Here is a 15,648-nt window from a genome sequence, read left to right as displayed (position 1 = left end):
AAACCCTCGGCAAATCGTCTGCGAGTAAAGCCTCAGAAACAGACTTCTTTGCTGCTTCACGTTCTGGACGTTCGACATGAAAATGACGGAACCATTCTTTAAAATCTTCATCAAGAAAATTTCCGTCATACTCTTCCTTGAACTGATCGTGGCATTCTTCCATATAGACGCGTAGATAGCCACTGGTGCGTTCAAGTGCTTTCCAATCAAAGATATTTGCAGGCATCTCAACGATACCCCCCTCGAGCATATTACTTCGCATCTTTAAGTAGTAAGAGTAACGAGTGCTTATCAGAAAATCAATGAATCTGTCTAAGATTTTTGAGGGGATCTGGAAGACTTTACCTTTTAACAAGTTATGCCGAATGCCGATCTCTTTTTCCAAGTCTCGATTAAGCATAAATCCAACAATAGCATCAAAAATTTTATCTACCATTTCTATTATTCCTTTACCGTATAGCAAATTGTAAACGTAACACCCACTTCGGGTTTGATTCGCACTAATTCGTGTGTGATGAAAAAAATTCTAACATTAATATGCAAACGCGTCAAGCGAAAAAATTAAAAAATTGCATTACGAGCCGAAGTCTGTTATACTTACACTATGCTTATATTCTATCTGGCAATTGCGGTGTTGACGGTTCCACTTGGGGCAGGAATCGCTTTTGTTTCGCAGGGACAGCAGCGACATTTCGGACACATTTTTGGATTGACAGCGGGCGCAGTACTTGGCATTGTCTTGGTTATGATGATGCACCTTTACACCGAGGTAGGTTACATCACGATCCTTGTGATGTGGGGCGGGTTTTTCCTAATTTCAGCGGTAGAGCATCTCACGACACATCGACGCCCGGACACAGAGCAGTACACAAACCGTACAGACAAGAGATGGGGTATCAACTTAACAGTTCTCGGACTCTCGCTGCACTCACTGGCAGACGGACTTAATTTGGTTATCGCCGCGAGAGAAGAGATGCTCGGCGGCGCACTCGCATTCGGCATACTGATCCATCGCCTACCGGTTGGAACGCTTATCGCTGTTGCACTCCTACGGAATCAGTCTTTTGTTAAGGCACTCATTCGACTGACACCACTGATACTTGGACCGGTTATCGGAGCCGTACTGGGCGATCAGCTCCTCCGCGGGACTTTCGGTGAATTAACAGACTATCTCACAGCATTCGCTGTCGGCACGCTCTTGCACGTCGTGATGGACGGATTTCGTGGCAACTATACCATCGAAAAAACGAACTTGAGTCGTTTTGCGAAAGTGCTTTTTGTCATCGGATTCGTCTTAACCTTTTGCGTTATCTATTTCTTTCAGGGATTTGCGGGTGAACATCTTCATTAAATGGCTATCGGCGGGAATAGCCGTCAGCAATCAGCATTGTCCTGCAGGTCTCCCACACGCGGCTTGCGTCACAGTCAGCAAAAGACTGGAATGGAAGGGTGGAAGAATGGAAGGATGGGTGCCCCTCAATCTTCCACCCTTCCATTCTTCCAACCAAAAGCTGAAAGCCGAAAGCCGACAACCGACAACCATTCTTCTAATGGCGATTTCCTGCCTTGTAGTGTTCATCCTGCCAGCAAGGAGTGATCAAATTCCGATTGTGGTATCCGGTGAACCGAGGGCGACGCTTCAGGTAGGGGCGAACGCTTCGGAACAGGAACAGTTCGCAGCCGCTGAAATCCAATCCTTTATCCAACAATTCACAGGTGCGAAACTCGACATCCGTACCAATCGCCAGCAAACGGAAACACAAACAGTGATTGTACTCGGCACCCCAGAGTCGAACCCGACGATCGCAGGATTGCAGGCGAATGTAGAATTGACATTGGCAAAAGAACTCGGAGACGAAGGCTATCGTATCAAAACAGTAGAGGTCGGTAGAGAGATCGTCATTGTTGTGACGGCGCATACCGAGAGAGGCGTAATTTATGGGGCATACGCCTTCATAGAAAATTGTATTACGGCGTTAACCGGTTTGCAGCCCGTCCATCCAGAGCTACCGGTTGCCCGAGCGAAAGCACTGCTTGTGCCGTTCATGAACGAAACCTCATCACCATTTTATCCCGTGCGTGCTGTGTTGGAGATAGAGGATCCCGACTGGCTTGCACGCCACCGCATCAACATGAGTGGCGGCGAGGGCGTATGGACAGGCACGGGCATTGAAGATGGGTTCGGAACCGCGTTTAAATACGTTGACACGCCTGCCTTTGAAGCCTTGCAAGATGAACCGATAGGACAGCGGCGAGAACGCATTGCAATACTAAAAAATCGGTTTAAGGCACTCGAACAGCGCGGTATTGATGCCTATCTTTTCATGTACGTGACGGGTGAACCGACAGAGGCACTGATTCAGCAACGTCCCGATGTCCTTGGACCGGCGGTGCTTTACGGAGCGTCTCGGAATGAAGTGTCTTATCGACCCTTCTGTTGGTCCAAACCCGAGTTTCATACGCTCGCGAGGGAGCTGACGCAGGCGATCGTGCGTACCTATCCCGCACTTGCGGGGTTTCACCTACGTTCTTGGGGGCATGAGACACGCGCATGTGATTGTCCTGATTGTGGCGATAGGACGGAACAGGGACAAGCAAAACTCTGGCAAGTCTACTTTACGATTATCAACGCCGCACGGGAAGTGCGTCCGGACTTCAAATTTTATATCTCCGGGTATGACAGCAGTTGGCTCAAGGATGCCGCAGGCGTGTATGCCCAGCAGTTGCCGAAAGGGACTATTTTCTCACGGAAATGGGGCGCAGATGGCGAACCCGTCGCAAGCGCAGGCGTGCCTATCCCACAAGTGAGGGCACTCGGAGAAATCGGACACCGATTTATAGTCCTTTCCCATGAAGTAGAGGAGGTAATGCCGTTCTGGATGCTGGAGAGCGATCTCTTCGTGCAAGGCGTCCGGCAACTTGCCAATAATCCCGAAGTCGTTGGTCTCGGTGGGTTTACTGTCCAAGGCGCGATCCAAGGGTTAGGATACCTCGATAGACTCGTCAGTGCAGGTCTCAATTGGGATATCAACCTTGACCATTACCAACTCCTCCGAAATGAATTGATAGCCCGATACGGCACCGAAGCCGCGCCACACATTCTCAGTGCCTTGCGGGTAAACGGATGGAACATGGCGAGTTATTTCTCAGATTATGCCGGATCCTTGACCGTTGGTGGTACATACGGCAGCGGATCTGCTGGACTCGCAACGCGATTCTGGACGTTGATTGGACCGCGGTCTGTTGAAGATACGTTGGCTATCCCTGAACTGGACATCGCGAAACTCGCCGTAAATCGGTTCACCGCACTTTTGGCACCACAACAGCAGGCTGCAAATGAGATACGTGTAGCAAGTGAGATCGCAGAACCCTTTGATGTGGAAGCGACCGAGGATTTACGCGATGCCGTTCATTTGATGGAACTATGGGTGCTGTTTTTTGAAAGTCGAGCCAAGTTGGTAGAAGCAATAGCACTCGGCTACGAACCGGGCACCGAAGAAGCAATCCGGGCAAAAATCACGAGCGCAATAGAATTTTCAAAGTCTATACAACCACATATTAAAGCGGTTGAGGAATTTATCCCACTTTTCGGGTATTCGCATCGGACGATTGAAGCGGAATTGCTGAGTGCCTTAAACGCAGAAATTGCTTGGTTAACAAGTTTCGATTATAACACACTCCAGAAACACGACGAGGGGTTCTCACCAGAGGAAACACCTTTCCGAATTTGGGATGTTCACAACTTTCCAAATCCGCTGAAAGAAAAAACAACGTTTACCTATCAGTTATCGTTGGATGCAGATGAAGTCTCTATTGCAATTTACACCACATCAGGGCGGGTGGTGAATGTCTTAAAAGAGGCTTCTGGGAATGAAGGCTACAACGAGTTTATGTGGGATGCCCGAGACGCTGACGGTCTATTACTTGCCAATGGGGTCTATTTTTTCAGGATACGCGCTGTCACCGGAGACCAGACAGCACAAACACTCGGACGTTTGGCAGTGTTACGGTGAAACGAAAAGGAGGTTAGCGATGCTTCGTATATGTACATGTCTGACGCTTTTGCTTTCAGTGATGGGTTGTAAATCGCAAACTTTTCAAGAACATCTTTTAGAACCGCCACCACCTCTTATCAATTTCGCGCTGAGTCGAAATGGAGCAATCGCCGATGCGTCACAATCCGTTCCAAACCACCGCGCAGAAGAGGTCATCGATGGGGATACCAACTCCGAGACGTGGGATGAGGGCAGTGGATGGGGGAGTAGTTTAGAACATCTACGCACCTCAGATTTAAATAAGCGACCTTATGTGTCGGTAACGCTCGCGAAGCCGGTCGATATTCGTAAGATTGTTATGTGGACAATCGACTCTGAGGAATATCCTGCACCACAATTCGGGTTGAAAGACTATCGGATTGAGTATTGGCACGGCACCGGTTGGGGACTTATTCCGTCAGGCGATACGAAGGACAAACAATATACAGCGCGAGATAATACCAAAGGGAAGCGGGTTCATGAGGTTCGCCAACGCCTAATTGCGAGCAAAGTTCGGCTCGTTCCCGTTTCCTCAAATGATACGGTTTTCAATTACCAACACATGGCAGGGAGGCGACCTGTGTATGCAGTGGACGGCATCGCGCGAGTTATGGAATTAGAGGTCTGGGGGTATGCCGCCCCGGAAGTGCATACACTCAAGCAGATTGCGCAAGGAATCCCGCCGGAATCAATGGCGCATCCCGTAGCAACAGCGACACAGGAGGGTGAGCCTCAAACCGAACCGACGATCAAAGAGATTATTCAGCGCGTCCTAAACCGATATGAACTCGGATACGACATGTCGAACCTAACGGAGGTTATGTCCTGTTTTTCGGAAGCGTATCTCTCCAATGGACGCACATACCAAGACGTTAAAACAAAGGCAGCCCAGTTTTTTGATGTTTATCATCAGATTGATATGACATTGACCGACATTGACATCCATCCGAACATAGCCGACGATACCGCCATTGTAACGGGTGGCTACACGTTGCAATATGCCCCGAAGGCGAACGGTCAGGTTGAACAGATGTCTGGTAAATTGACGTTGGTTTTTGCGAATGAAGCAGAAACATGGCGGATTATTCGCGCAGAGTAATTCACAGTTTTGAACCAATACAACAAAGGATTTGATAATCGTGCAAGAACAGTCTAACCTTTGGGCAAAATCATATATCAATGACGGATATTTACTGCTTCCGGATGTCATTACGCTGGAAGAATGTGATGACCTGAAAGCAGAAATGCTGAAAATCTTTCGTGGGGATTACGCGTGTGAGGCGATCCCACCGATGCCGGAGACAGCAAGCGAAATGGAAGCTTTGGATAGAATTATGTGTGTCGGCGAACCACATGTCTTCAGCCCGTTGGTTCGGCGTTACGTTGAACATCCAAAAATTTGTGAAGTCCTCCGAACAATCGTTGGGGCACACATCCCGTTTTGGGAGGGGGGCGTGAAATGTATGCAGTCAATGATGTTAAGCAAGGTGCCGGGACATACGGGTAATCCGTGGCATCAGGACGAGCACCCGATTCCGACGCGTGATCGATCCCTACTCGGCGCGTGGATTACATTAGATGACACTACAATTGAAAACGGTTGTCTCTGGGTGCTGCCGAATAGCCACCGTTCCGGTGTGATTTACGACCGTTTCCCTCACAATAAACGCCATGAATTCGACAGTTGCCATGAAGCAGCGGGCTTCGATGACACCGACGAGATCCCGATTGAAATGTCAGCCGGTAGCGTTCTCTTTTTTAACGGTTACCTCTTACACCGCTCGAAAAAGAATCGAAGTGACACATTCCGGCGGATCCTTGTGAGTCACTACTGTTCAACAGCATCATGGTTAGGGTGGAAGGGACAGCGGAATTATCGCGGTGTTCTTACCATCGCAGGCGAAGATCCTTACATTGACGAAGGCTATGTCACACCGAACGTCTGGGCGCGATGGGAATAGTATGAACAACGCACCTGACCGAACCGCAAGGAAAATTAAAAATATGAAATTGACAGAACATCAAGTGAATTTTTTCAATACTTTCGGTTACCTCGCTATCCCCGGTATGTTTTCGCCAAGCGAGATGGAATGGATTATCGAAGAATTTGAAATATCGATTCAAGAATTTGGGGGTGGCAAAGCTCATGATGGAACACGTCGCACAATGTTCGGCGGTCCGATTGAACACCGTCCTCGACTCTGCACTTTGCTCGATGATGAACGGGTTAAAGGACTCATTGGGGGTGTGATCGGTGAAGACTTCAACTACGCTGGAGGCGATGGGAACTATTACGCTGGCGACACCGGTTGGCATCCTGATGGAAGTTGGGGACGTCTCTTCGCTTGTAAAGTGGCGTTTTACCTCGATCCTTTGACAAAAGACACTGGATGCTTACGTATCATTCCGGGGAGCCAAAACCCTGCACACTTTGTCAGAGCCGAAAAGATTGACCCAAATCAATCAGAGACATTGTACGGTATCCATCCGCGTGATTTTCCGACCAGCATCGCGTTGGAAAATACACCCGGCGATGTCGTGATTTTCAACCACGACACCTATCATGCAGCATTTGGAGGCGGTACCCGCCGGCGGATGTTCACGATGAATTGCACGCAACAGTGCACGACCGAACCGGATTTAGAAACGCTTCATCAATACTTAAGTGTCCATTCAGCAGGTGGATATAAAATTGAAACGGGCGCGGGAATGTATTTCCCAACAATGGTTGACACTGCGGGCGCGGAGCGACAGATCCATCTCCAGCAATGTAGCGATATTCATGACGAATTATTTCCGCAATATGCCCGACGTTCATAGGTTTTGGTGTTTCCATTGCAATCTCTATACTTTTGTGGTATTTTATAGTTGTTAGTTTTCGGTTATCAGTTTTAAGAGTTATCAATTATCAGTTTTAAGAGTTGTCAGTTGTCAATTATCAGTTATGAGTTAAAGAGGACTTTGGTTAGACAAAAACCTCTTAACCGACAACTAAGACCGACAACCGATAACATAAAAAAATGGTTTCATCTTTATTTACCAAGCATTTAGGACGTATCGGTAGAAATGTTATCTCCGCAGTGTTCATTTGTGGGATAAGCACATTTTGTGTTGCTGCACCGCCCAAGGCGCGCACCCACTTGCCTTCAAGTTCCATCGCTATGAGCGATGATGCACTTGCCACCTTCTTTAATCCATCCGGACTTGCCGCGGGACGCGGTCTGAATTTATACTACCTCCGAACATATCAAAGCGATTGGGCGGGCGACGATGCGTTCTTCCTTGCTGTCCCTGGCGCCGGTTTCGGTATGGAATTCGGTGCCGCCGATGCCGATACCGACTTCACGCGCTATACGTTTTCGGGTGGGTATCACCTCGGCAATGCACTCTACTGGGGAACAAGTTATAGTTGGATGAATTCGGACGATAGGGAGTACGACAAATTCCGTTCGCTCTCCATGGGCTTAATGTATAGACGACGGTATTTCTCAATTGGGGCAGCAGCACGTGATCTCAATCGTCCTAAATTGCTTGGAGAAAAACTCGGACGTACTTATGATTTAGGGGTAGCACTCCGTCCGGGGACATGGCGCGCAACTCTCTCAATTGACATGCAGAAAACACAAGGCATTGACGGTGTAGAACTCCGTTATGCTTTGGAAGTCCGCCCTATTCGAGAATTCATGCTCCGTGGCACCCTAAATAACGACCTGAGTTTTGATGTGCGTTTCGGTGTAAATCTCGGAAATTGGGGATTTGGAACGGGCAACGCATTTGACAGTAATCGAGACGCGTGGTCGGGTGTCGGCTATTTTCATTTTTCCAATACACCGACAGCCAAACCGCTGCCCCGCCGTAGGACGTTCCTTGACCTACCGATGCGCTCCGTCAAACAGGTCTTACCTATCGCAAAGTGGGATGACGATGTCGCTGGAGTTCTTGTCCGTATTGATGGGAGCGAGTCCGGTATCGCGCAGCTTCAAGAAATGTCAGATGCCATCTTGGACTTTAGGGAGTCGGGACGTGTTGTTCTCTGCTATCTCTCTAATTGTTCCACTGGCGACTATATTGTCGCATCTGCGTGTGACGGTATCCTGATCCACCCGTCCGCTGAGGTCCGGCTCATTGGTATACGCACAGAACGTTCCTTCTACAAAGGTGCCTTAGATATGCTCGGTATTAGAGCCGATCTTGAGCATGTCGGTGAATACAAATCCGCATCCGAGGCGTTCACTCGACGCGAGATGTCCGAAGCACACCGCGAGATCCAAAATATAATTTTGGATGAGCTCTATGAACAACTCGTAGCCGCGATCGCAGAGGGACGTGGGTGGACACGCGAAAACGTCAAAAAACGTATTGACGCGGGACCTTACACAGCTCGTCAAGCCTTTGCTGTTGAACTGGTCGACAGACTCGTCTATGAAGATGAATTGCCTGAGGTCGTGACTGAACTCATTGATACCAGAACCGATTTGGTGCCACTCAGTGGATACCTAAGAAATCGCCTGTCCTCACAAGACTGGCAGGGGCAAGAACCGAAAGTTGCAATCATTAATGCTGAAGGATTGATGTTGATGGGCGATAGTTTCGTCGATCCCTTAATGGGCACTCAAGTGATGGGAGCCGACACAATCGTAGGTATTATCAAGGAGATAAAAGACGACGCTTCCATAAAAGCGGTTGTCTTGCGAATTGATAGCGGCGGTGGGCTTGTGGTCGCCGCTGACACTATATGGCGTGAATTGGTAAAACTCAAAGAGGTGAAACCGTTCGTGGTGTCAATGGGAAATGTGGCAGCATCAGGTGGCTATTACATCGCGGCTCCCGCGAATACAATCGTTGCTGAACCCGGAACCATTACCGGTTCTATCGGTGTTGTTGGCGGTAAGTATAGTTTCAAAGGACTTTATGAGAAACTCGGCATCCATAAAGAGATTCTCAAACGGGGCGAGCACGCTGATTTTTACACCGATTACGGAGACTATCCACTCGCTGAAAAAGCAATCGTACAGAAACAGATTCAAGAGATTTATGACGATTTCGTTGAAAAAGTTGCTCTCGGGCGATCCGAACTCACAGTCGAGGATGTAGATAGACTTGGACGCGGACGTATCTGGTCAGGCAGACAGGCGAAGGAAAACGGACTTGTGGATGAGTTGGGCGGTTTAAGCCTCGCAATCGAGATCGCGCGCGAGCACGCAGGATTAGCAGAAAAATCAGTTGAGGTCGTCGAATTTCCGAAAAAGACATGGATGTCACAACTACTCAACAACCTTGGACTTCCATTCGTCTCGCAGAAGGGGTTTTTCGCCCCGAAAGCCTTTGTGGGAAACCTGCGCATGGAGGATAAAGATGTGGAAACTGAGTCTCGGCTGCAGTTTATTACGCACTACGGTGGATTGAGCACCACAGCGAGGCTCCTTAATACAATCAGGAAACATCGGTTATTTCTTCTCATGCCTTATCATATAAGTGTCGGTGATTGACAATATACCGTCAGCCATCGGAAACCGTCGGCAAGAGAAGACCTTGGCTAAACGAAAACCTCTTAACCGACAACCAATGAAAGATGCTCTTCGCCAAGAACTACACGGCACTCCGTCGCGAAATGGTTCGGAATCAGATTGAAGCGCGTGGCATTCACAGTCCGCAAGTGCTTGCTGTTATGCGGAAGGTGGAACGGCACCTTTTTGTAAAACCGCAGTACCTGACTGTGGCGTATCAGGATGGAGCGTTACCAATCGATGCTGACCAAACCATCTCGCAGCCGTATATTGTTGCGTTGATGACGGATTTGCTCGAACTCACCTCAGTTTCAAAAGTCCTTGAGATCGGGACGGGGTGTGGCTATCAAACAGCGGTGCTGGCAGAATTGGCGAGAGAAGTTTATTCTGTTGAGATTATATCCGGACTTGTCAAAAGTGCGAAAGCGCGATTAGGGGCACTCAACTATCGGAACATTCATCTCAGAAAAGGAGATGGGTATTACGGTTGGCAAGAACACGCACCTTATGATGCTGTGCTTGTCGCGGCAGCACCTACGGACATCCCTGAGCAGCTCATTCAGCAACTCAAGCCGGGTGGTAGGATGGTGATCCCTGTCGGGGGCTCTGAACAAAATCTCCTTCTAATTCGGAAAGGACTTCAAACCGATGAGAATTCGGGACACTCTCTCGAAACCACTGAGATTATCCCTGTCCGTTTTGTCCCGATGACAGGTGGACTGAATTGAATTGGTTGTCGGTTATCGATTGTCAGAGGAACAGTTATCAGTAAGAATAGTTGTCGGCTAAGAGGTTTTTTAAACATAGACGCGCAGCCCGTAAGCGTAGCGGAGGGGTTTTTGCTTGGGTATTTCTTCAGGTTTGAGGAACGCACGTCAAAGTTCTAACGCACGCTGCGCCTCCGCGAGGAAAAATTAAAGATCCGCAAGGAAAATTAGAAAATTGAAACATATATTCCGTCTAATTCTACTCATCGTGTCGCTTTTTCCTGCGGTTGCCGCTGCAACATTCAATAATATTGGTGTTGGCGCGAGACCGTTAGGTTTAGGGGGCGCTTTCGTCGCACTTGCCGATGATAGCAACGCCGCGGATTACAACGCCGCAGGATTGGGTTATATTGATGATATCCATCTCGGTGCTACGCACGCACAACGCTTTAATGGACTTATCACCTACAACGCTGCCAACGGCGTTATCCCATTCGGGAGATTCGGATCGATTGGCGCGGGGCTCGGTATTTTAGCAGAAGACTCCGAAGTTTATCGTGAACAAACGTTGCGTCTCTCTTACGGAAATGCCCTTTTTAAGCAATTCGCAATCGGGGCAAATCTAAAACTCTTCGGTACCTCTTTTGACGCAGCAAACGAATTTGTCGTAGAGAATCCATATTTCGTCAATACCTCCAGTTCAGCCGTTTCTTTTGATCTCGGCGTAATCGCAAAACCTTTCCAGAGTCTGAGTCTTGGCGCGTCGGTGGAAAACTTGCTCCCCGCAGATATGAGCATATCTGACACCCAAACAGATCCGGTGCCGTTAAACATTCGCGCGGGTTTGGCGTACAGACTTGCGTCTATCGCGGAGATGAGCGCGCAAGGTGCAGCCGTCAGCAACTTGTTGAGAGGCAGTCTGGGGAGTTTTGAAGTTGCGTCTCGCAATGGCGAAATTTATATACGCACAGGAATGGAAATCTGGTTGAATCGATCCATTGCTGTTCGCGGCGGTTATGGTGTGAAAAGTGGAGGCAGTTCGGCAACGACGCTGAGTTTCGGTGGAAGTGCTAAACTTCCGATCAGTGGTACTGCCCTCCAGATCGATTATGGGTTTCAACTGCTCAGTGGGGATTTCCGAGACAATACAACACAGCGGTTCTCCCTTAATCTGTTGCTTTAATAGGTGTCGGTCGTCGGTTGCCAGCAGTCAGTAGCGAGATTTGCGTTAGATCCAAACCCATAGCCTGCAACAGCGGCGCAGGCGGATCTACGGAAATAAACGTCAAGGTGCTAAGCCCCCTGACCGAACCGCAAGGTATAATTAAAAGATGAAAAACATATCTATTGTTTTGATACTTATCGGTAGTCTACTCTTGGTCTCCGCTAAGAGTGATGGAGCGGTTACCTCTGTTGGAGAAATTAACGTCGTAGGGCAAAAGGAAGGCGTTGTTCCGGCGAGTTCAACCGTGCCGTTGCTCGTGGCACTTGTAATTGACCGGTCCTTAGCAGAGCCGGGTGAAGAAATTAAAACGATTGAAATCACGATGCCACGGGGATTTTTGACCCAATCGTCCTTTTTTAGAGGTATTTCACGGGATGGCAACCAAATCGTAGCGAGGGCTGTCGTCTCAGGTGGAAGTGTTCTACGTGTTGAACTCGCAGATGTTATCGTTGATTTTCAGAACTCGCTCTATGAAATTACCTTTGAGTGTCAGACCCCGAATACGCTTATTCCAGAAGCGGTTTTCAGAGCGCGGCTTCGCAACCTTCAAGACGGTCCCATCGGTGAATTCATCCGACCCGGACAGGCGGACGGAAAACTCAACAACGACGATTTTACCTTACAGGTTATTCCAAATGTTCCACCCGACCCGGTTATAGGTTTCACCGCTGAAGCCGATAAAACCGGAGAAAACGATGTGACCCTCCGTTGGCAGAAATCAACAGATTCAGATGTCAACGGTTATCTCATCTATAGAGACAAGGACGATTCTACGATTCAGGTCGAAAACCGTTCGTCAACTACGTTTCGAGATGTAAACGTTCCTCCGGGTAACCATACCTATCAGATTACCGCTTACAAGACGCTTTTCTTGCAATCGGAACGCTCACCGGTCCAAACAGTAAATGTATCACTGGATACTGCCGCACCGGAGCCACCGACAACGCTTAGCATCACGCCTTCAAGCGATGGTGTCGAAGTTTTATGGAAACCGAGCGTCAGTCGTGATGTAATAATATACCGAATTACCGAAGGACTTACAACGCTTGCGGAAATCAGTGAGTTAAAGACAGAATATAGATTTATTGATGACCGCTCACTACCTATAGGCAGTTTTACGTATGCTGTCATCGCTATTGACGAGGCAAACAACGAATCCGTCCCTATAGAAAAAAGGCTTCGTATTTTTGACAAACCCTATCCGAATCCTTTTACACCGCTTTCTCCAGACGAGGATTTCAATCGGGTTGTCTTCCCGGCGCGCGCGCTTGAAGAAACATCGGGTGAATTCACAGTGATCATCTTTGACATTGACGGAATGCTCGTTAAGTCTTTGACTGCACTACCGGGTGAAACGGAGTTGATTTGGGATGGACACGACGAATCAGGTGAAATTGTGGAAAGCGGCGTTTACGTCTATCAACTTCAGGTGGGAGAGAGTTTTAAAACCGGGACTTTAATTGTGGCAAAGTAGCGGATGTCCGTAACATTAAAACGCATCCTCGCAAGCCTATGGCGTTTTAATTTTTCTCGGTAGAATCCGTATTGCTTTCAACGTCTCGATCCCTTGGATGCTTGCGAAAAATGTATTGACTTAATTTGCAATTCAAGGTTATATTATAATCTTATTAGCGAGTCGCTGACTTGCTAAGCTGCAGCACGCTCTATAACGGCAAGTTTTTGGAGATCTGCAGCTGCACCCAAAAAAATCTGCACTTAGCATACATTTTTATCAAAAAAGGAGATACAATAACAATGAACAAACTTAAGTCACGCCTACTGACAGGAATAATACTACTCGCGACCCTCGGTATTTTGGGGACCGTTCTACCGGCGTTAGGAAATTGGAGCATTTTACAGGAACGCGATCCAGAGGTTCGGGATTACATGTCAATCGTTTTTACGAGTATGAGTACTGGCTGGGTCGTCGGTGCCGCATCCTTTGAAGACTTTGAAAATCCAGGTTTCATCGGATACACCATGGATGGTGGTAAGTCGTGGCAAAAATCGGAAATCAAAATCCCTGCCGACTTAGCAGAAGTGTACTTCCTCGATGATAAAAATGGTTGGGCTGTCGGCGCGAACGGGGCAATCGTCGGTACCAATAACGGTAGAGACTGGGAAATGCAAACCAGCAAGGTTGGCAACGGACTTAAAGGTATCTATTTTCCGAATAAAGAGGTCGGGTACGCAGTAGGAGAAAGTGACACCATCCTTTCTACGAAAAATGGCGGACGTTCATGGAAGGTTCTTCAAGGTGGACAAATCGGGGCGGTTGGCGATGATGACGCAAATATGTACAACGCCATTCAATTTCTTGACGAAGAAACCGGATGGGTTGCCGGGGTCCGCGTGAGTCCGAGTACACAGGGTCAACATGCCTTGATTCAGAAAACGACAGATGGCGCACAGACTTGGGTCACACAATCGACCAACAAAGAGGATATCCTTGAAGACATCTTTTTCCTTGATGCGTCAATGGGCTGGGCTGTTGGTGAAAATGGTGTGATTCTTCACACCAGTGACGGCGGCGAATCATGGGAAGAACAAGTGAGTGGCACAGAAGAAACACTGCGAAGTGTTGGGTTCGCAGATGAGAAGAACGGTTGGGCTGTTGGTGGCGACTTTGGAGTTGGTGCCATCCTGCGTACCAGTGATGGTGGCGGAACTTGGGAGCTTGAAAATTCCAGAGAAAAATTAGTCAAAGTTTTTGTGCTTGACGGACAGAACGTGTGGATAGCGAGTTCCACCGGAGCTATCATGCAAGCAGAATAGCCGTCAGCGGTCGGCTTGCAGCCATCAGTGACCCTTGTGATAGGTGAAAACGTTCGCAGTACCTACGACGGTTACTGACAACTGACAGCCGATAGCCGATAGCCAATGCGCGGAGGTATAATTTTGGAAGTATCCACATTCGCAACGCGGATGAGTCGATTAGGCACGGAATCCGCATTTGAAGTCTTAGCTAAAGCCAAACAGTTAGAGGCACAAGGCAAAGACATCATCCACTTGGAAATAGGACAGCCGGATTTTCCAACACCCATTAATATTATTGAGGCAGCATACAAAGCGATGAAGGACGGGCATACTGGCTACTGTCCATCTGCTGGTGTGCCGGAGTTTCGCGAGGTTGTCGCGCAGCATATCACCGAAACGCGGGGGGTTCCCATACACCCTGACGAAGTCACAGTGACACCCGGAGCGAAACCTATTATTTTCTTCACTATTTTAGCGTTAATCGATGAGGGTGATGAGGTAATTTATCCCGAACCCGGGTTCCCCGTCTACGAATCTGTTATCGACTTCATCGGCGGAAAAGCAGTACCGCTACACCTTCGCGAGGAGGTAGATTTCCGGTTCCGACTTGACGATCTTGAAGCTGCGATCTCTGATCGAACGAAGCTACTGATTCTCAACTCACCTCAAAATCCTACAGGTGGCACGTTAACCCTTGAAGACCTTCAAGCAATCGCGGAACTCGCACAGAAACACAATTTTTATGTGTTGACAGACGAAGTCTATTCACGCATTCTCTATGAAGGTAAACACCACAGTGTTCTCAGTCTGCCCGGCATGAAGGAACGGACAATTCTGATCGAAGGGCATTCTAAAACTTACGCAATGACAGGATGGCGGTTGGGGTACGGTATTGCTCCGCAAGCAATCGCTGATAAAATCACGCAGTTAACTATTAATTCTAATTCCTGTACTGCTACCTTCACGCAGCTCGCAGGGATCGAGGCACTGACAGGACAGCAAGACTCTGTTACTGAGATGGTGTCAGAATTTCAGAAACGGCGCGACGCAATTGTAGATGGACTCAATGCCATTGAAGGGATCAGTTGTATCAAACCGCTCGGTGCCTTCTATGTGTTTCCCAACGTTACGCAACTGCCACTTTCATGTGAAGCACTCGCCGATTATCTCATGGAGGCAGCAGATGTCGCCCTATTGCCTGGTACCTCTTTCGGCAAATATGGTGATGGGTACCTGCGTCTTTCGTATGCCAACTCGTTAGATAATATCCAAGAGGCATTGGGCAGAATGGAAACTGCAATCTCAAAATTGTAGTCAATGGTTGTCAGTTATCAGTAAACTGAAGACTGAAAAACCCGTAGCCTGCAACATCGGCGCAGGCGGATATGAGGAACGGATGTCAAACTCGAAACGTCGGT

Annotated in this window: 12 protein-coding genes; 11 read left to right on the top strand and 1 reads right to left on the bottom strand. The window is 48.3% G+C overall.

The window, feature by feature from the left end; genetic code table 11:
* Nucleotides 1-436 (bottom strand): hypothetical protein (locus J4G07_16825; protein ID MCE2415650.1); only part of this gene is annotated, 436 nt, incomplete at its 3' end.
* Between the two features lie 168 nt (nt 437-604).
* Between J4G07_16825 and J4G07_16820 the strand changes: the two genes are divergently transcribed.
* The 11 genes from J4G07_16820 to J4G07_16770 all read left to right on the top strand — a co-directional run bounded on the left by J4G07_16820 (nt 605) and on the right by J4G07_16770 (nt 15,544).
* Nucleotides 605-1,351, top strand: coding sequence for a hypothetical protein (locus J4G07_16820; protein ID MCE2415649.1), 747 nt, complete (start codon nt 605-607; stop codon nt 1,349-1,351).
* On the top strand, nt 1,335-4,013 hold the full coding sequence (locus J4G07_16815; GenBank protein MCE2415648.1) for a T9SS type A sorting domain-containing protein: 2,679 nt from the start codon (nt 1,335-1,337) through the stop codon (nt 4,011-4,013). Before J4G07_16820 ends, J4G07_16815 begins: the two co-directional genes overlap by 17 nt.
* Before the next feature lie 19 nt (nt 4,014-4,032).
* Nucleotides 4,033-5,133: a nuclear transport factor 2 family protein gene (locus J4G07_16810; protein ID MCE2415647.1), complete on the top strand. Its 1,101-nt coding sequence runs from the start codon at nt 4,033-4,035 to the stop codon at nt 5,131-5,133.
* Nucleotides 5,134-5,170: 37 nt separating this feature from the next.
* A complete protein-coding gene (locus J4G07_16805; GenBank protein ID MCE2415646.1) occupies nt 5,171-5,995 on the top strand; it encodes a phytanoyl-CoA dioxygenase family protein in 825 nt (274 codons plus the stop codon).
* 43 nt (nt 5,996-6,038) lie between these two features.
* Nucleotides 6,039-6,854 carry a phytanoyl-CoA dioxygenase family protein gene (locus J4G07_16800; GenBank protein MCE2415645.1) on the top strand — a complete coding sequence of 272 codons (816 nt, stop codon included), beginning with the start codon at nt 6,039-6,041 and terminating at the stop codon, nt 6,852-6,854.
* 200 nt (nt 6,855-7,054) lie between these two features.
* Nucleotides 7,055-9,523, top strand: coding sequence for a signal peptide peptidase SppA (sppA, locus tag J4G07_16795; protein MCE2415644.1), 2,469 nt, complete (start codon nt 7,055-7,057; stop codon nt 9,521-9,523).
* Between the two features lie 83 nt (nt 9,524-9,606).
* Nucleotides 9,607-10,269, top strand: a complete 663-nt coding sequence (locus J4G07_16790) for a protein-L-isoaspartate(D-aspartate) O-methyltransferase (protein ID MCE2415643.1) — start codon at nt 9,607-9,609, stop codon at nt 10,267-10,269.
* A gap of 247 nt (nt 10,270-10,516) precedes the next feature.
* Complete coding sequence (locus tag J4G07_16785; GenBank protein ID MCE2415642.1) at nt 10,517-11,431, top strand: PorV/PorQ family protein; 915 nt, start codon at nt 10,517-10,519, stop codon at nt 11,429-11,431.
* Between the two features lie 148 nt (nt 11,432-11,579).
* Nucleotides 11,580-12,947 (top strand): hypothetical protein, encoded by a 1,368-nt coding sequence (locus J4G07_16780; GenBank protein ID MCE2415641.1) that lies wholly within the window; start codon nt 11,580-11,582, stop codon nt 12,945-12,947.
* A gap of 281 nt (nt 12,948-13,228) precedes the next feature.
* Entirely contained in the window at nt 13,229-14,248 is a 1,020-nt protein-coding gene (locus J4G07_16775; GenBank protein ID MCE2415640.1) for a hypothetical protein, read from the top strand.
* A gap of 105 nt (nt 14,249-14,353) precedes the next feature.
* Nucleotides 14,354-15,544, top strand: coding sequence for a pyridoxal phosphate-dependent aminotransferase (locus J4G07_16770; protein ID MCE2415639.1), 1,191 nt, complete (start codon nt 14,354-14,356; stop codon nt 15,542-15,544).
* Nucleotides 15,545-15,648: the final 104 nt, after the last annotated feature.

Source organism: Candidatus Poribacteria bacterium, assembly GCA_021295715.1.
Taxonomy (GTDB): Bacteria; Poribacteria; WGA-4E; order WGA-4E; family WGA-3G; genus WGA-3G.
The sequence above is the reverse complement of the archived record's forward strand: the minus strand, read 5'-3'. Positions and strand labels throughout refer to the sequence as shown.

Excerpts from the sequence above, each read along its gene's own strand:
- J4G07_16820 (MCE2415649.1), top strand. The coding sequence starts at position 605 with ATGCTTATATTCTATCTGGCAATTGCGGTGTTGACGGTTCCACTTGGG.
- J4G07_16810 (MCE2415647.1), top strand. The coding sequence starts at position 4,033 with ATGCTTCGTATATGTACATGTCTGACGCTTTTGCTTTCAGTGATGGGT.
- J4G07_16800 (MCE2415645.1), top strand. The coding sequence starts at position 6,039 with ATGAAATTGACAGAACATCAAGTGAATTTTTTCAATACTTTCGGTTAC.
- sppA (MCE2415644.1), top strand. The coding sequence starts at position 7,055 with ATGGTTTCATCTTTATTTACCAAGCATTTAGGACGTATCGGTAGAAAT.
- J4G07_16790 (MCE2415643.1), top strand. The coding sequence starts at position 9,607 with ATGCTCTTCGCCAAGAACTACACGGCACTCCGTCGCGAAATGGTTCGG.
- J4G07_16780 (MCE2415641.1), top strand. The coding sequence starts at position 11,580 with ATGAAAAACATATCTATTGTTTTGATACTTATCGGTAGTCTACTCTTG.
- J4G07_16775 (MCE2415640.1), top strand. The coding sequence starts at position 13,229 with ATGAACAAACTTAAGTCACGCCTACTGACAGGAATAATACTACTCGCG.
- J4G07_16770 (MCE2415639.1), top strand. The coding sequence starts at position 14,354 with ATGCGCGGAGGTATAATTTTGGAAGTATCCACATTCGCAACGCGGATG.